At 67.8% G+C, this 17726-nt stretch carries 10 protein-coding genes; 1 reads left to right on the forward strand and 9 read right to left on the reverse strand.

Going from position 1 to position 17726, the window contains the following annotated elements; genetic code table 11:
- Positions 1-153: 153 nt before the first annotated feature.
- The 3 genes from glgB to GWK18_RS09635 all read right to left on the reverse strand — a co-directional run bounded on the left by glgB (position 154) and on the right by GWK18_RS09635 (position 8008).
- Positions 154-3978 carry a 1,4-alpha-glucan branching protein GlgB gene (gene glgB, locus GWK18_RS09625; protein WP_245193168.1) on the reverse strand — a complete coding sequence of 1275 codons (3825 nt, stop codon included), beginning with the start codon at positions 3976-3978 and terminating at the stop codon, positions 154-156.
- A gap of 110 nt (positions 3979-4088) precedes the next feature.
- Positions 4089-5858: a maltose alpha-D-glucosyltransferase gene (treS, locus tag GWK18_RS09630; RefSeq protein ID WP_123826266.1), complete on the reverse strand. Its 1770-nt coding sequence runs from the start codon at positions 5856-5858 to the stop codon at positions 4089-4091.
- Positions 5859-5983: 125 nt separating this feature from the next.
- Positions 5984-8008, reverse strand: coding sequence for an alpha-1,4-glucan--maltose-1-phosphate maltosyltransferase (locus GWK18_RS09635; protein ID WP_166834965.1), 2025 nt, complete (start codon positions 8006-8008; stop codon positions 5984-5986).
- A gap of 321 nt (positions 8009-8329) precedes the next feature.
- On the opposite strand from GWK18_RS09635, the gene glgP reads away from it, so the two are divergent.
- Positions 8330-10912, forward strand: coding sequence for an alpha-glucan family phosphorylase (gene glgP / locus GWK18_RS09640; protein ID WP_348535918.1), 2583 nt, complete (start codon positions 8330-8332; stop codon positions 10910-10912).
- 98 nt (positions 10913-11010) lie between these two features.
- On the opposite strand, the gene glgX is transcribed toward glgP, so the two are convergent.
- From glgX to GWK18_RS09670, 6 genes are all read right to left on the reverse strand, one after another.
- Complete coding sequence (gene glgX / locus GWK18_RS09645; RefSeq protein ID WP_348535919.1) at positions 11011-13098, reverse strand: glycogen debranching protein GlgX; 2088 nt, start codon at positions 13096-13098, stop codon at positions 11011-11013.
- Positions 13099-13216: 118 nt separating this feature from the next.
- On the reverse strand, positions 13217-14224 hold the full coding sequence (gene rlmB / locus GWK18_RS09650; protein WP_166834906.1) for a 23S rRNA (guanosine(2251)-2'-O)-methyltransferase RlmB: 1008 nt from the start codon (positions 14222-14224) through the stop codon (positions 13217-13219).
- Between the two features lie 101 nt (positions 14225-14325).
- Positions 14326-15786, reverse strand: a complete 1461-nt coding sequence (cysS, locus tag GWK18_RS09655) for a cysteine--tRNA ligase (protein WP_123826142.1) — start codon at positions 15784-15786, stop codon at positions 14326-14328.
- 97 nt (positions 15787-15883) lie between these two features.
- Complete coding sequence (gene ispF / locus GWK18_RS09660) at positions 15884-16399, reverse strand: 2-C-methyl-D-erythritol 2,4-cyclodiphosphate synthase (RefSeq protein ID WP_166834908.1); 516 nt, start codon at positions 16397-16399, stop codon at positions 15884-15886.
- Entirely contained in the window at positions 16396-17181 is a 786-nt protein-coding gene (locus GWK18_RS09665; protein WP_166834910.1) for a 2-C-methyl-D-erythritol 4-phosphate cytidylyltransferase, read from the reverse strand. Before GWK18_RS09665 ends, ispF begins: the two co-directional genes overlap by 4 nt.
- A gap of 57 nt (positions 17182-17238) precedes the next feature.
- A complete protein-coding gene (locus GWK18_RS09670) occupies positions 17239-17721 on the reverse strand; it encodes a CarD family transcriptional regulator (protein WP_123826148.1) in 483 nt (160 codons plus the stop codon).
- Positions 17722-17726 lie beyond the last annotated feature (5 nt).

The following is a 17726-nucleotide window of genomic DNA, read 5'->3' on the forward strand; positions in this document are numbered from 1 at the left end:
CGCGACCCTGGCCGCGCGCCCCGGGCCCCCGGAAGAAACCAGCACGCGGGCGCCCCCCCCCCCGCTAAGCGGGGGGCGGCCCCCCCGCCCGTTCGCCTTCGGGACCCGCTTCGGTCGGTCCAACGAGATCCCGGCTACTGCCTGCTGTGGGGGTCACTTCCCCACGGGACGCAGCCACAGTGCGGCCAGCGGCGGGACCGTGATGTTCGCGTGGGCTGGCTGAGCGTAGTGCGGCTCCTGCACTGCGACGATCTTCCCGCCGTTGCCCACGCCCGACCCGCCGTAGATCTCGGCGTCGGAGTTCAGGACTTCCTCCCATTCACCCGCCATGGGCAGGGCGACCCGGTAGTCGTGGTGCGGGTTACCGGCAAAGTTGACCACGCACACCAGGGGGTTGCCTTCCCGATCCCACCGTGCGAAGGAGAGCGTGTTGCGCTGGGCGTCGTTCGCGTCCAGCCACGTGAACCCGTCGGGCGTGTTGTCCTGGGCCCACAGCGCGGGGGTGTCCTTGTAGACCTCGTTGACCCGGGAGACCAGGTTCTGCACGCCCCGGTGTGGTTCGGTGTCGGCCAGCCACCAGTCCAGGCTGCGTTCGTTGTTCCACTCGGCTTCCTGGGCGAACTCCTGCCCCATGAACACCAGCTGCTTGCCCGGATGGGCCCACATGAAGGCCAAGTAGGCGCGCACCCCGGCAAGTTGCTTCCAACGGTCGCCCGGCATCTTGCGCAGGAGGGAGCCCTTTCCGTAGACGACCTCGTCGTGCGAAATCGGCAGGATGAAGTTCTCCGAGTAGGCGTACACGAGCGAGAAGGTCAGCTTCCCGTGGTGGTAGTGCCGGTACATCGGGTCTTCCGCCACGTACTCCAGGGAGTCGTGCATCCAACCCATGTTCCACTTGATGCCGAAGCCCAGACCGTTGTTCTCGGTCGGCTGCGTGACGCCCGGGAAGGCGGTGGATTCCTCGGCGATCATCACGATGCCCGGGTTGCGCCGGTACGCCGTGGCGTTGGCCTCCTGCAGGAACGCGATGGCTTCCAGGTTCTCCCGCCCGCCGTACTGGTTGGGTGCCCATTCGCCGTCTTCGCGGGAGTAGTCCAGGTACAGCATCGAGGCCACCGCATCGACCCGCAGACCGTCCACGTGGAACTCTTCGAGCCAGTAGAGGGCGTTGGCCACCAGGAAGTTGCGCACCTCCGTACGGCCGTAGTCGAAGATCAACGTGCCCCAGTCCTTGTGTTCGCCACGGCGGGGATCCGGGTGTTCGTAAACCGGTTCGCCGTCGAACTTGGCCAGCGCCCAGTCGTCCTTGGGGAAGTGCCCGGGCACCCAGTCGACCAGGACCCCGATGCCCGCTTCGTGCAGGGCATTGACCAGGTACTTGAAGTCATCGGGGTCACCGAACCGCGACGACGGCGCGTAGTAACCCGTGACCTGATAACCCCAGGACCCGCCGAACGGGTGTTCGGCCACCGGCATGAACTCCACGTGCGTGAAGCCGTGCGTGCGGACGTAGTCCACGAGTTCCGTGGCCAGGTCCCGGTAGGACAGGCCCTGGCGCCAGGAGGCGATGTGGACTTCGTAGACGCTCATGGGCGAGTTGTGGGGATCGGTCTCCGCACGACGCGTCATCCAGGCGTCATCGGTGAACTCGTAGCCGCCGTCCCACACACGCGATCCGGTGCGCGGGGGTTCCTCCGTCCAGCGCGCCATGGGGTCTGCCTTGTCCCGCCACTGGCCGTCCTTACCCAGCAAGCGGTACTTGTAGGTGGTGCCCACGCCAACCCCGGGGATGAATACCTCCCAGACGCCGCTGCCGCCCAGCGAGCGCATGGCGTGTTCGGTGCCGTCCCAACCGTTGAAGTCACCGATGACCCGGACAGCTTGTGCGTTGGGGGCCCACACGGCGAAGCTCGTGCCCTTGATCTCGCCGAAGGACGAGGACCAGGACCGGACGTGGGAACCGAGGGCGTCCCACAACGTCTCGTGGCGTCCCTCCCCGATCAGGTGCAGGTCCAGGTCCCCGAGCGTCGGCGCGTACCGGTAGGGGTCGTCGAGTTCGACCGGCTCCTGCTCACCCCAGGTGACGAGCAGTCGGTAGTCGGGGACGCCGTCGCCGTCGGCGGGTACCCGGCCCGTGAAGATGCCGCCCCATTCGTGGCTGAGGCGGTGCGTGCTGCCGTCGGCGAGTACCGCCGAGACCTCCTTCGCGAACCTGCGCAGGGTTCGGATGATCACGGTCCCGTCGCCGGCGGGGTGCGCACCAAGGATCTGGTGGGGGTCGTAATACCGACCCTCGGCGACAGCGGCCAGGACGTCCACGGAGACGGTGTGTTCCACGGGGTGCTCACTTCCGGTGTGTTCGGGCTCCGCGGGGGGATCCGCGGGCGATGTTTCGGGCGACATTACTGGTGACGTCTGCGTTTGCGGCAGTGCATCGGGACCGGCCGGTGGTGCGGTTACGGAGCCCTCGGTGGACGGTGTGGCGGGTGCCGTTGATCCGTCCGCGGGCGTGGCCTGAGACGTACTCGCGACCGGACGCAACGCAGTTTCAACCGCCTGTGCGGGCACGTCCACCCAGCTCGGACGGTTGCGTGATTCGTACACCACCTCGTAGAGGGCCTTGTCCAGCCACAGGGCACGGAAGACAGGATCCTGCCGGTCTACGGGCCTATGGCTGACCTCCGACCAGCCCTCGAGGAACGCGTCGGCCGCCGATTCACCCCACTGGGTGCGATCGGCACCGGCGGCTTTCTGGCCGAAGGCCGCCGCATAGTCCAGCGATCGCAGCATTCCGACGACGTCGCGCAGCGCCAGGTCGGGCAGCACACGCTCCTGGATGGGCCGCAGGGGCTCGCCCTCGAAATCCAGGATGCGATACGCGCCGTCCGCGCCCCGGAGAACCTGCCCCAGGTGGTAGTCACCGTGGATGCGCTGCAGGGGTGGCAGCTTGGACGCGGCATCGAGTTCGGTCAGTGCGCCGTCGAACTGCGTGGAGTCCTGGTCGAACCGGGGCGAGAGCTCCTCGCGAGCCCAGTCGATCCGTTGCCGGATCGCGCCCAAGAGGCTCCGGCGTTGTTCGTCGTCGGGCTTCTTGGCCCCGAAAGCACTGACCAGGTCGCGATGCATCCGGGCCGTCGCACGGCCGAGTTCACGAGCCTCAGTGGTGAAATCCTGTCCGGCCGTGGCTGCTTCCACGGCTCCGGCCCACGCGTCCGAAGCGCCGTCGATCAGTTCGGTGACGACGACGACCTGACCCGTGGCGTCGCCCGAGTCCGCGGCCCAGGTGAGGTCGGCCCATCCCCAGGTCCTGGGGACCACGGAGCACCCGAGATCCGTCAGTTCGCGGCCGACTTCCACGTCCGGGTTGGCTCCGGGAGAGACCACGCGGAAGAACTTGAGGATCACTGCGGCCTCGCCTGGTTCGGTCGGGCGCACGATCACGGAGGTGTTGGACTGTTCCGCGGAGATGACCTGTACCTGGTCCTCGGAACGTACGGCGCTGACGGCGTTCAAGGAGCCGTTGGCGGCCCCCACCAATCCGTGTTCTCCGGTGCCGACGCGGCCGTTGTTCCGCATGAGAGCGAGCGTGGCCTCCAGGAACCGGGGGTCGTCGACGGCCTCCCGGACCTCCACGGTGCCGCGGCTGGTTCGCACGGACCCGATGCTGCTCCCGCTCCCGGCGGTGCCGAAGGTCAACGGAACCTGCATGAGCTCGCTCCGGCCGTTCAGTTCGGCGCGGACGAGGTACAGGACGTGCACGTCGTCTGCAGGCCCGGCGTCGATGTGCCCGGCGTCGGTCTGCCCGGCGGAATCGGTGTCCGGAGAAGCCGTGGGGACCGGTACTTCAGCGATGACCGAGACGCGGGGAGACCCTGCTGCGGCGTCGAACGGGAACCAGCGGCGAGTGGGCAGCCAAGCGGTCAGGAGCTCTTCGAGCGCCCCGGGGACTCGTTCGGGAAGTGTGGCGGTGGTACTCAACGGAGCCCTCCTGATCGTCGAATCCTGGTGGTCGAATCCTGGTAGTCGAAACATGCCATGGTGCGGGTCAACGCCGTGGTTCGGCCCGATTCCACATGGTGTGCATCCCGTCAGCCCAGGGACGAGACGATCGGCAGTGCCCGGGTCTCCGGTTGGTTGCCGTCGGCGTCGGGAGCCCCGCGTAGGCGCAGCCAGTAGAAGTCCTGCGTTCCCAGGGTGACGTGGAAGTTCCCGTCGTTGCCCACGGCGCCGAACGTCTCTCCCCCGAAGACCTCGCGCAAGCCCCGGCCCGCGTACTCGGCCAGGTCCAGCGTGGCCCTGGCAGGGGTGTGCGACAGGTTGAACACGCAGATCAGGGTCTCCGACTGCGGAGCGTGTTTGTCCCCGTCCTCGGCTCGGTAGTCACGGACGAAAGCCAGCACGGACTCGTGGTCGGTGGGCACGTTGCGGTAGTCACCCATGCCGAATGCGGGGTGTTCGCGGCGGACCAAGAGCATGCGCCGGATCCAGTGCAACAGCGACGACGAGGAGGCGAGCTGGGCCTCCACGTTCGTCTGCGTGAAGTTGTGGACCAGAGACTGCACCACGGGCAGGTAGAGCTTGCCGGGATCCGCCGTGGAGAACCCCGCGTTGCGGTCCGGAGTCCACTGCATCGGAGTCCGTGAGGCGTCCCGGTCCTCGAGCCAGATGTTGTCGCCCATTCCGATCTCGTCCCCGTAGTACAGGAACGGGCTGCCCGGCATGGCGAACAGGAGGGCGTGGATCAGCTCCGTCTCCGCCCGGGAGTTGTCCAGCAACGTGGCCAGACGGCGCCGGATGCCCACGTTGGCACGCATCCGGGAGTCCGGGGCGTACCAGCCCAACATGGCCTGGCGCTCCTCCGGAGTGACCATCTCCAGGGTCAGCTCGTCATGGTTGCGCAGGAACGTTCCCCATTGGGTCCCGTTGGGGATGGCCGGGGTGTTGTCCATGGTCTCCACGATGGGGGCCGCCTTCTGGTCCCGCAGGGCGTAGAAGATCCGCGGCATGATCGGGAAGTGGAAGCACATGTGGCACTCGGGGTCCTCCTCGCTGCCGTAGTACTCGACCACTTCCTCGGGCGGCTGATTGGCCTCCGCGATGATCACGCGCCCCGGGTACTGTTCGTCGACCATGCGACGCAACCGCACCAGGAAGTCGTGGGTTCCCGGGAGGTTCTCGCAGTTGGTGCCGTCTTCCTCGACCAGGTACGGGATCGCGTCGGCCCGGAACCCGTCGATCCCCATGTCCAGCCAGAACTTGACGACGTCGAAGACCGCTTCCTCGACCTTGGGGTTCTCGAAGTTGAGATCGGGCTGGTGGGAGAAGAACCGGTGCCAGAAGAACTGCCGCCGTACGGGGTCGAAGGTCCAGTTGGACTCCTCGGTGTCCACGAAGATGATGCGCGCGTCCTGGTACAACTCGTCCGTGTCCGACCAGACGTAGAAGTCCCCGTACGGGCCCTCGGGATCCTCCCTGGAGGCCTGGAACCAGGGGTGCTGGTCCGAGGTGTGGTTCAGCGGAAGGTCGGTGATGACCCGCAGCCCCCGGGCGTGCGCCTCGGCGACCAGCCGCTTGAAGTCCGACACCGTTCCGAACTCGTCCAGGACCGAGTAGTAGTCCGAGATGTCGTACCCGCCGTCACGCAGCGGCGACTCGTAGAACGGTGGGATCCACAGGCAGTCGATTCCCAGCCACTGCAGGTAGTCCAGCTTGTCGATCAACCCGGAGAAATCCCCCGACCCGTCGCCGTTGGCGTCCGAGAAGGCCCGGACCAAGACCTCGTAGAAGACGGCCTTGCGGAACCAGTCGGGATCGTGGGAGATTCCCGGGGCGTTGATCCCGAAGTTGGAAGGATTGATGGCGTTCACAGAGTCAACTTCTCCTGGGCTACGTCGGTTCGCGCGTCATTCGTGCGGGGCGGTGAGGGTGTGCTCTCCCCTGCCCGGGGCGAGCACACCCTCAGCCTCCTGCTGATTTCTGTCGATTATCGGCTACGGCGCACCTGAACAATGTGCACGGGCTCGTAGAACGGGTCGAGTCGCACCCACACGTGCTCGCCCCAGTGCCACGAGGCACCGGTCAGCAGGTCGTCGGCGGCAAAGGTGCCGTCCTCACCCAGATCCTCCGGGCGCAGCTTCAACGCCGCCAGGTCCAGGTTGATGTTGGCCATGCGCACCGCGTGCGGATCCGTGTTGACGACGACGATCAGTGTGTCCTCGTGTTCGCCATCGTCGTCCTGCACCGTCTTGGTCTTGGAGAAGCACAGGACGGCGTCGTCGTCCGTGTTGTGCAGGGTGAGGTTCTGCAGGTCGAGCAGTGCGGGGTGCTCGTGCCGGATCTGGTTGAGGCGGCGCACGTACGGGGCCAAGGAGTCGCCACGGGCCTCGGCGGCGTCGAAGTCCCGGGGGCGGTACTGGTACTTCTCGTTGTCGTTGGCTTCCTCGGCGCCCGGGCGCTGCACGTTCTCGTACAACTCGTAGCCGGCGTACATGCCCCACAGCGGCGACGCCGTTGCCGCCAGGGCCGCGCGGATCTTGAAGGCCGGACGCCCGCCCTGGACGAAGTAGTCCGTGAGGATGTCCGGGGTGTTCACGAAGAAGTTCGGACGGTAGTGCCCGGCGGTCTCCTGCGAGATCTCCCGCAGGTACTCCTCGAGCTCCCACTTGGCGTTGCGCCAGGTGAAGTAGGAATAGGACTGCTGGTAACCGGCTTTGGCCAACCCCTGCATCATGGCGGGACGGGTGAACGCCTCCGCGAGGAACACCACGCCCGGGTCGACCTTGTGGACCTCTGCCAGCAGCCACTCCCAGAACCACAGGGGCTTGGTGTGGGGGTTGTCCACGCGGAAGATCCGCACGCCGTGGGACATCCACAGTTTGACGATCCGCAGGACCTCCAGGGAAAGGCCCTCGGGGTCATTGTCGAAGTTCAGGGGGTAGATGTCCTGGTACTTCTTGGGCGGGTTCTCGGCGTAGGCGATGGTTCCGTCCGCTCGCGTGGTGAACCATTCCGGGTGCTCCGTGACCCACGGGTGGTCGGGAGAGGCCTGCAACGCCAGGTCGATCGCGACTTCCAGCCCCAAGGCCTCGGCCCGTGCCACGAAGGCATCGAACTCCTCGAAACCGCCGAGGTCCGGGTGAATGGTGTCGTGCCCGCCCTCGGCGGCACCGATGGCCCAGGGCGATCCGGGATCACCGGGGGCGGGGGTCAGCGAGTTGTTGGGGCCCTTGCGGTGCGCGACACCGATCGGGTGGATCGGCGGCAGGTAGATGACGTCGAAGCCCATTCCGGCCACCGCGTCGAGGCGTTCCGCCGCCGTGACCAGCGTGCCCGAGCGCCAGCGGCCCGTCTCCGGGTCCCATTCCGCGCCTTCCGAACGCGGGAAGAACTCGTACCAGGCGCCGCGTCCGGCCTCGTCGCGCTCGACCCGCAACGGGTAGCGCTGCGACGTCGTCACCAGGGCGCGGATCGGCTGGTGCTCCACCGCGGAGAGGATGCCTCGGTCGGTGGCCTGCGCGAAGCGTTGCCCGGCGGGCACGGAGCGGTCCCGCAAGTGTTCGGCGACTGACGCGAAGTGCCGCCGCTGGGCCTCGGGGCGATCGGTCTCCTCCGCGGCCCGCTCGAAGACCAGGGCGCCTTCATCCATCATGAGTTCGACGTCCTGGCCGACGGCCAGTTTGATCGACGCGTCGTGGTGCCAGGTGCCGAAGACGTCGGACCAGCCCTCGACCTCGAAGCTCCAGTCACCGACGGATTCCGGCCGGAGCCATCCTTCGTACCGGTCGGTACCCGGTGCCGTCAGCTTCATGGGCACGCGCTGACGCACTTCACCCTGCGGGTCGAAGAGGACCGCGGAGACGCCGAGTGCGTCGTGGCCTTCCCTGAAGACCGTGGCCTGAACCCGGATGTCCTCCCCGGGCAGTGCGGTCGCGGGGCGTCGCCCGTCGTGCACCACGGGCGAGACCTGTTCGATCGGGATACGCCCGTAGACCAACCCGGAACGGTCCAGGACCGCCTCGGCCTCGGTGGTACCTGCTGCGGCGACACCGGTCGCCGGCAGGGGCGAGGACGCCGGGGCCGGGTTCGTGACGGCTCCGTCCGTCGACGAACGGCGTGGAGCGCGGGGATCGACGGCTTCGGGCTTGATGGCTGCGGGCTTGTTCGAGTCATTCGAAGTCACATCTCACACCGTAGTCAGTCGGACCGCTCCGGTAGTAGTCGGTCGCGAAAGTAGGACCTGTCCGGCGTCATGCGGAGCCGCACAACCGGTAATCGTGAGAGGACGTGCAACGAAATCGTGCGGCGGCCCGGCAGCGGCTATCCTGCACCTGTGAAGGCTATCCGCAGGTTCACCGTACGCACTGTCCTCCCCGAGTCGATTCGCCCTCTGAGCAGGCTCGCCAACAACCTCCGCTGGTCGTGGCACAAGCCCACCGAACAGCTTTTCGCCGATCTCAACCCGCAGGCTTGGGACAGCGTCAACCACGACCCGGTCAAGTTGCTCGGCTCGTTGACGCGCGAAGAAATCCAACAGATCGCCGACGACCCGGAAACGGTCGAACGCATCCGCGCGCTCGACGCCGACCTGGAGACCTATCTGACCGAGTCCCTCTGGTACCAGCAGGAACTCTCCGCAGACGCACCCAAGTCCATCGCCTACTTCTCCGCCGAATACGGCATCACCTCCGTTCTCCCGCAGTATTCCGGCGGCTTGGGCATCCTGGCCGGCGACCACCTCAAGACCGCCTCCGACATGGGCATCCCGATCGTCGGCGTCGGCCTGCTCTACCAGCACGGGTACTTCAAGCAGTCCCTGTCCCGCGACGCCTGGCAGCTCGAGAACTACCCGGTCCTGGACCCCGAGGGACTGCCCCTGAGCCTCCTGCGCGAGGAGGACGGGACCCCGGCCCGCGTGGAGTTGCCGCTGCCCGACGGTCGGCGACTGCTCGCACAGATCTGGCGGGCCGACGTCGGTCGCGTGCCGCTGCTGCTGTTGGACTCCAACATCGCCGACAACGACGAACACGCACGTAACGTCACGGACCGCCTCTACGGCGGCGGCGGCGATCACCGGCTCCAGCAGGAACTGCTGCTCGGCATGGGTGGCGTGCGCGCGCTGCGCATCTTCTCCCGCCTGACAGGAGCACCGGAGCCCGAGGTCTTCCATTGCAACGAAGGCCACGCCGGGTTCCTGGGGATCGAACGGATCTCCGAGCTCATGGCCCCTGGCGAGACCGGGGTTCCCATGTCCTGGGAAGAGGCCCTGACCGCCGTTCGTTCGGCTACCGTCTTCACCACGCACACTCCCGTGCCCGCAGGCATCGACCGCTTCGAGAAGGACCAGATCCACCGGTTCTTCTCTGCCGGTCTGGTCCCGGCGGTCCCCACTGCGAACGTTCTGGCGCTGGGCGATGAGAACTACGAAGGTGGCGACCCGAGCAAGTTCAACATGGCCGTCATGGGCCTGCGCCTGGCGCAGCGCGCCAACGGTGTGGCACAGCTGCACGGCAAGGTCTCGCGCGAGATGTTCGCCGGACTCTGGCCGGGATTCGACCACGACGAGGTCCCGATCAGCTCCGTGACGAACGGCGTCCACGTCCCGTCCTGGATCGATCCGCGGATCGAGGAACTCGCGGTGGACCGCTCCCAGCCGGATCTCGCCTCCCGGTGGCGCGCCGTGCTCAAGGTCGACGACGCGAAGCTATGGGCCGTGCGTCGTGAACTCCGTGAAGCCCTGGTGGAAGACGTCCGCACGCGGCTGCGCGCGTCCTGGAAGAAGCGCGGCGCGGCCGACGCCGAACTCGGGTGGACCGAATCCGTGCTGGATCCGGATGTCCTGACCATCGGCTTCGCCCGTCGTGTCCCCACCTACAAGCGCCTGACCCTGATGCTGCGCGACCCTGAGCGGCTCAAGCGGCTGCTGCTGGATCCGCAGCACCCCGTCCAGCTGGTGGTCGCGGGCAAGTCGCACCCGGCCGACGAGATGGGCAAGCAGATGATCCGCGACCTGGTGAAGTTCACGGACGACCCCGAGGTCCGGCACCGGATCGTGTTCCTGCCCAACTACGACATCGCCATGGCCCGGACCCTGTTCCCGGGGTGCGACGTCTGGTTGAACAACCCGCTCCGCCCCCTCGAGGCCTGCGGAACCTCGGGCATGAAGGCCGCCATCAACGGGGGCCTGAACCTGTCCGTACTCGACGGGTGGTGGGACGAGATGTACGACGGCCAGAACGGTTGGGCCATTCCGACGGCGGACAACCGCGCCTCGACCGACGAACGCGACAACATCGAGGCGGCCGCACTCTACGAGTTGATCGAGGACCACGTGGCGCCGCGGTTCTACGGTGAGAAGTCGGCCGACGGCGGTGACAACGTGCCCCACCAGTGGCTGGCCATGGTCAAGCACACCCTCGCGACCCTCGGCCCCAAGGTGTCCTCCAAGCGCATGCTCGAGAACTACGTCACGCAGCTCTACGTGCCCGCAGCCGACTCGGGGCGGAGTGTGGCGGCCGAGGACCACGCCGCGGCCCGTGTTGCGTCCAAGTGGACCGAGAATGTCCGGCGTCACTGGCAGGAGGTCCGGGTCGATCATGTTGAGGCCGACGCCGTGGCCGAGGTGCCGCAGATCGGTGACAACCTCACGGTGACCGCGTACGTGAACCTGGGCGAACTCGAGCCAACGGATGTGAACGTGGAAATCGGGTACGGACGGGTTTCCGAGTCCGATCACATTCACGAGCGCAGCTTCGCGCGGCTGGACCAGGTGCGCAGCACCGACGACGGGAAGTGGGCTTTCACCGGTTCGATCACGATCGACCGCTCCGGCCCGTTCGGGTACACGGTGCGCGTCCTCCCGCAGCACGAGTCCCTGACCAACAGGGCCGAACTGGGTCTGGTGGCCACGGCCTGACTCCAGGAGTACGGCAACGGCCGTTCCGGGAATTTTCCCGGAACGGCCGTTCGCTTTTTGGTGGGTGCGACTGTGTCGGACACGTGGTGCGGACCGGGTCAGACCAGGTGCAGCACCGTCACCGACATCGCAGGGGCCACGGTCGAACCTCCCGCTGGGATGGCCGTTCCGTAGAAGGGTCGAAGGGCCGCGTCAGTCGAGAACAGCAGCTCGAATCCGGTCAAGACCGAACGGTCGGCGTCGTCGGGCGTCTCCGTGCCCGTGAACGCTTCCACGGAGTCCTGGTCGGGCAGCCTCACCTCGACGTCGTTCGGGCCACCGTTGACCAGGACCATGCCCTTCGCCGTTCCCGACCGGGCCCCGACGGCCATCTGCACCGTCCGGAATCCCGCGGCCTGCCATTCGTCGGGCTGCATGGGGGTGCCGTTCGGGGAGAACCAGTCCATCCGCACGTCCTGCACGCGGTGCATGTAGTCGTCCGGCTGGGCGTTCATGAAGCGTCGCCGCAACTTGAGCAGCTCCCGGGTGCAGGAGAGCATGGCACGGTCCGCGGGCGTCATGCTCCAGTTCACCCACCCGATGGGTGAGTCCTGGCAGTAGGCGTTGTTGTTGCCGCCCTGCGAGCGCAGGAACTCGTCCCCTGCCGTGATCATGGGGGTGCCCTGGGAGAGCAACAACGTGGCCATCATGTTGCGCGCGGTGCGGGCTCGCGCGGCCCGGACCGACGCGGTGCCGGCGGGGCCTTCCTCACCGTGGTTCCAGGAGTGGTTGTCGTTCGTCCCGTCCCGGTTGTCCTCGCGGTTGGCCTGGTTGTGCTTCTGGTCGTAGGCGGTCAGGTCGTAGAGCGTGAATCCGTCGTGCGCCGTGACGAAGTTGACGGCCGCCAGCGGGGTTCGCCCGGAGGCGGCGAACCGGCTGTTCGACCCCGCAAGGGCGTCCGCGAGCCGGGACAGGCTGCCGCCGGTGCCCCCGGACGCGATGGCCCGCTGATCGGTGAGCCAGAAGTCGCGCACGGTGTCCCGGTAGGAATCGTTCCAGTCCGCCCAACCGGGAGGGAAGTTGCCCGTCTGCCAGCCGCCCATGCCCACGTCCCACGGTTCGGCGATCAGCTTGGAGGCGCCGATCGCGGGATCCGCGTTGGCGGCCACCAGGAACGGGTGGCGCGCGGTGAAGTGGTGGTTGGCGTCCCGCGCCAACGCGGGGGCCAGGTCGAAGCGGAAGCCGTCGACGTGGAGCTGCCGCACCCAGTACCGCAGGGAGTCCAGGGCCATGCGCACCACGTTGGGGTTGGCGAAGTCCAGGGTGTTCCCGCATCCGGTCATGTCCAGGTAGTGGCCGTCGTGATGGCGGTACCACTGCTGGTCCCCCAGACCGCGCCAACAGTAGGCCTGCTCCGTGGCCCCGCCTTCGGCCGTGTGGTTGTAGACGACGTCGAGCACGACCTCCAGCCCGGCGGCGTGCAAGGCCTTGATCGTGGCCTTGACCTCATCCAGCACGCCCTGGGATCCGCGGGCGCGGGCCTGTGGCGTCGCGTAGGCCGCGTGCGGGGCGAAGTAGGACAGCGTGTTGTAGCCCCAGTAGTTGCTGAGACCGTTCTCGGTCAGGTGCGCTTCGTCCAGGTGCGCGTGGATGGGCAGGAGCTCGACCGTGGTGACGCCCAGGGACTTGAGGTAGTCAGTCATGACCGGGTGGGCCAGGCCCGCGTACGTTCCGCGGAGGTCCTCGGGGATTTCCGGGTGCTGAATCGTCAGACCCTTCACGTGGGCCTCGTAGATCACCGTGTCACGCCATGGGATGTCCGGGTGTACGTCCCCGTCCCAATCGAAGCGCTCGTCCACCACGGAGGAGACGTAGCGGGTTCCGTAGGCATCGGTCCGGGGGTCGTGGATCGGCAGATGGTCCGGCCTTCCCACCCGCTCCAGGCCCAGGCCGTGCGGGTCCAGCAGGATCTGCTCGGTCTCCGGCGTCCGATTGCCCTCCCGGAGCATGGGCGAGGACGACGGGATGAACCCGTAGCGGGTCCCGGGCGGCAGAGCCATGAAGGTGTACGGGTCGAGGTCGCTGTTGGCCGCGGCCAGTGCACGGTCGGGGCTGACGTGGATGAGATCGAAGTGGATCCCACCCGACAGGTGCCGCAACGTGTGACGCTGCCAGGACTGGCCCGGTTCGGCCCAGATGAGATCCACCGACTCCAAGCCGGGGGCCCAGACCGCGACGTTCGCCGCGAGGCTCTCCCCCGGTGTCCGCGAGACCCCCAGGGGACGTGAACGGGGTCTCGGGTGGTTGGAACTGAGCGGGCGGTCGCTAGCCGGCACGACGCCGCGCAATCTCGTAGAGGGTGATGCCCACCGCCATGGACGCGTTGAGGGACTCCATGGCCGAGTCGATCGGGATGGACACGATCTGGTCGCAGTTCTCCGTGATCAGTCGGGAGAGGCCCTTGCCTTCGGAGCCGACGACCACGAGCAACGGTTCGGTGGCCAGTTCCAGACCCGGGAGGTCGACGTCGCCTCCGCCGTCGAGACCCACCACGAAGTACCCGTTGGCCTTGGCCTTCTCCACCGCACGGTTGAGGTTGGTGGCCTTGCCGACGGGCACCCGGGCGGCAGCGCCCGCACTGGTCTTCCAGGCGGTTGCGGTCACCCCGGTCGAACGGCGTTCGGGAAGGATCACGGCGTCGCCGGCGAAGGCGGAGACGCTGCGGATGATGGCTCCCAGGTTCCGGGGATCCGTGATGCCGTCCAGGGCCACGACCAGCGGCGGGCGGCGGTCCTCCCCCTGGGCGCGGTCCTGCCACTGGCCCATGACGGACTCGAGCAGGTCCTCGGCGTCCTCGTACTCGTACGGCGGCACCTGGAGCACGACCCCCTGGTGCACGGCGTCCTCGGTCAGGCGATCGAGTTCGGGCTTGGTGGCCTCGAGCACCGGCACGTTCGCCTCGGCGCACAGCTTGAGCGTCTCCCGGATCCGGTCGTCGACCTCGATCCTGGTCGCGATGAACAGCGTCTTGGCCGGGATGCCCGAGCGCAGCGACTCGAGCACGGAGTTGCGTCCGGTCACCAGGTCCTCGGTCTTGCCGGGCCCGCGGCGGTTGTGGGTCTTCGCCGGTCCGCGGTCGGCGGCACCTTTGGGGCGCGCTGCGTTGCGGCGCTCGGCGGCCTTCTTCATCTTGTGGGCCTTGTGGTACGGCCGGTCCTCGGCCTTGGGGGTGGGGCCCTTGCCTTCGAGACGACGGCGTCCGTGACCCCCGGTTCCCACGCTGGGCCCCTTCTTCTTGCTGTTGCCCGCGCCCGGTCGTCGACCTGCTGCCATTGTCCTCATCCCGCCTGTTCGTCCGGCCCCGTGTTCCGTGGAGGCCTCGGTTGCTCGCCGTGCTCGGTCCGTGTCGTGCCGTGTCGGCCCTGGATCGGGTGTCAGCCCAGGGTCCAGGTGGACCCGTTCGCACCGTCGGCCACGCTCACACCGGCGGCCGACAGAGTATCCCGCAACCGGTCGGCTTCCGCCCAATCCTTGTCCGCCCGGGCCGCGGCCCTGCGATCCAGGAGGTCCCGGACCAGGTGGTCCAGTGCAGCGTGCTCACCCCCGCCGGCGGTGCCCTCCAGGTCCATGAGCTGACGCAGCCCCAGGATCTCGGTCATGGCCGCAACGGCACGCGCCTGGGAGGCCGCCACACCGTCGTGCTCCTGGTCGCTGTTCCCACCGGCCTGCTCACCATGGAGCACGGCGTTGCCCTGCCGTACGGCGTCGTGCAGGGCGCCGAGAGCGCGCGGCACGTTGAGGTCGTCGTCCATGGCCTCAGCAAAGGCCTCCGGCACGTCCTCGGCCGTCCAGGTCAGGTCCAGTCCGGCCTCCGCGGCGGCCTTGAGGAAGGCCTCGACGCGTTCGACTGCGGCCGTGGCCTCCTCCAGGGAGGTCGGGCGGTAGTCGAGCACGGACCGGTACTGGGCCTGGCCCAGGTAGTAGCGCACGGCAAGGGGCCGGGCCAACCGGAGCATCTCGTCCGGGGCGATCGTGTTGCCGATGGACTTGGACATCTTGTCGCCCTCGTAGGTGACCAGGCCGTTGTGCAACCAGAAGTTCGCGAACCCGCGTCCGGCCGCCGCGGACTGGGCCAGTTCGTTCTCGTGGTGCGGGAAACGCAGGTCCAGTCCGCCGCCGTGGATGTCGAAGGTCTCGCCCAGGTACTTGCCCGCCATCGCCGAGCACTCCAGGTGCCACCCTGGGCGTCCTCGGCCCCAGGGCGAATCCCAGGACGCGGTCTGCGGGTCCCCGTCCTTGTGTCCCTTCCACAGGGCGAAGTCACGCGGGTCGCGCTTGCCGCGCGGATCGGCGTCGGGGGCGTCCTGCATGTCCTCGACGCGTTGCCGGGTCAGTTCGCCGTAACGGGGCCAGGAACGCACGTCGAAGTAGACGTCGCCGGATCCGTCCTGAGCCGGGTAGGCGTGCCCGGCGTCGATGAGCTCCGCGATCAGTTCGTGCATCTCCGGCACGTGGCCCGTTGCGCGGGGTTCGTAGGTCGGGTCCTCGATGCCCAGAGCTGCGTAGGCCTGGGTGAAGACCTTTTCGAACCGGTAGGCCAGCGCCCACCAGGGTTCGAGGGGGTGCTCGCCGTCGAAGTCCTCCCGGTAGGAGGCCGCCGAGTTCGTCAGGATCTTGTCGTCGATGTCCGTGACGTTGCGGACCGAGGTGACCCGGTACCCGCGGAAGCGCAGCCATCGGCTCAGGATGTCGAACACGAGTGCCGAGCGGACGTGGCCGATGTGGGGTCGGCCCTGCACGGTGGCGCCGCAGTAGTAGAGCCTGGCCTCCCCCGGGTGGACGGGCGTGAAGTCGCGGACGGAGGCGGTCGCGGTGTCGTAGAAGCGCAAGGTCACGCGGGCAAGTCTATCGACCCCGGGGGCGGCCCGGTGGGCCGCCCTCACCCTCCGGTCGCCTGGACCGTGCGGGAACCCGCTCGGCACCCGCCCCGGGTCAGGGCGTGGGGACCACCAAGGCCGTGGCCACCGCGGTCAGGCCCTCGCCACGTCCGGTGAATCCCAGGTGGTCGGAGGTCGTGGCGGACACGGTCACGGAACACCCGGCAGCGCGGGTGAGGGCGGCTTGGGCTTCGTCCCGGCGGGGTGCGAACTTGGGCTTCTGGCCGACGAGTTGCACGGCGATGTTCCCGGGGGTGAACCCCGCCCGACTGACGATCTCCGCCGCCTCCGCGAGGATCCGCAGCCCGGAGGCGCCCTTCATGTCGGGGCGGTCCACCCCGAAGTTCGAGCCCAGGTCTCCGCACCCGGCGGCGGAGAACAAGGCGTCCGCGGCCGCGTGGGCGACGACGTCGCCGTCCGAGTGTCCGGACAGCCCGCGCTCCCCCGGCCAGTACAGGCCCGCGAGCCACAGGGGCACCAGTCCGTCCTCGGCTGCGGCGCACTCCTGGTCATCGGCAAAGGCGTGCACGTCCACGGCGATTCCCGTGCGGGGCAGTACCGGTTCGGTCACGGTCGGGGCTCCGTCCTGTTCAGCGTTCTGGCCAGCAGCGCCTCGGCGAGGACCAGGTCCAAGGGGCGGGTGATCTTCAGGGCGGCGTCATCCCCCGCAACGGTGTGGACGGTGCGGTCGGAGAACTTCTCCACCAAGGAGGCATCGTCCGTGACGGAGACCTCCGGGTGGTCTGCGCCGGCGTCGTTGACCGCCAACAGGAGATCCCAGTCAAAGCCTTGCGGGGTCTGAACAGCGCGGAGGCCGCTGCGATCGACCACGCCCTGACAAGCACCCGTTCCATCCACCGCACGGATGGTGTCCACGACGGGGAGGACCGGGATCACCGCCTCCTGACCGTCCACCAGCGCTCGGGCAACCCTGGCGAACACCTCCGTGGGTGCAAGACACCGGGCGGCGTCGTGAACCAGAACGCCCCGGGGTCGGCACCCGAGGGCGCGGAGGTGCTCCAGGGCGTTGCGCACGCTGTCCGCACGATCGGCACCGCCGGTCACAGCGACAGCGCCCTGGCTGCGAGCAACGTCCGTCAGGCCGGTGTCCCCGGCGGGCACCGTGACCACCACGGGGCCTTCGTCCCAGTCGCCGTCGTCGGCGGTCACGCCGGAGGTGGTGATGCCGGTGAGGCAGTGTTCCAGGATCGTGCGGTCACCCACCCGGACCAAGGCCTTGGGGATGCCCTGCCCCAGCCTGGTTCCGGATCCTGCCGCAACGACGACGACGGCGAACCCACCGGGAATGGGTGGGTTCGCCGTCGTCTGAACTTGTGGTGGCTGTGGCGTCATGGCGCGGGAGTCAGCAGGTCCGCCGTCGGAGACGGTGACCGTGCGTGATCGAGCGGATCAGGCCGCCAGGACGTCGTCGAGGCGCTTCTCTGCCTCTTCTTCGTCGATGTCCTTGGCCAGCGCCAGCTCCGAGGTCAGGATGTGACGAGCCTTGGTGAGCATGCGCTTCTCGCCAGCGGACAGGCCACGGTCCTTGTCCCGCCGCCAGAGGTCACGGACGACTTCCGCAACCTTGAGCACGTCACCGGAGGCGAGCTTTTCCACGTTGGCCTTGTAGCGACGCGACCAGTTGCTGGCTTCCTCGACGTCCTGCGCCTGCAGGACCGCGAAGACCTCCTTGAGGCCTTCTTCGTCGACGACGTCGCGGACGCCCACCAGGTCGACGTTCTCCGCGGGTACCTCGATCACCAGATCACCCTGGGTGACCTTGAGCTTGAGGTACATCTTCTCTTCGCCCTTGATGGTGCGGGTCTTGATCTCTTCGATCAGTGCCGCCCCGTGGTGGGGGTAGACGACTGTCTCGCCAACCTCGAAAACCATGTTTT

Source organism: Kocuria sp. JC486 (genome assembly GCF_011602805.1).
Classification (GTDB): domain Bacteria; phylum Actinomycetota; class Actinomycetes; order Actinomycetales; family Micrococcaceae; genus Kocuria; species Kocuria soli.

What these genes read in the sequence shown, in the direction of transcription:
- rlmB (WP_166834906.1), bottom strand. Translation starts at nt 14,224, where the DNA reads ATGGCAGCAGGTCGACGACCGGGCGCGGGCAACAGCAAGAAGAAGGGG.
- GWK18_RS09665 (WP_166834910.1), bottom strand. Translation starts at nt 17,181, where the DNA reads ATGACGCCACAGCCACCACAAGTTCAGACGACGGCGAACCCACCCATT.
- GWK18_RS09670 (WP_123826148.1), bottom strand. Translation starts at nt 17,721, where the DNA reads ATGGTTTTCGAGGTTGGCGAGACAGTCGTCTACCCCCACCACGGGGCG.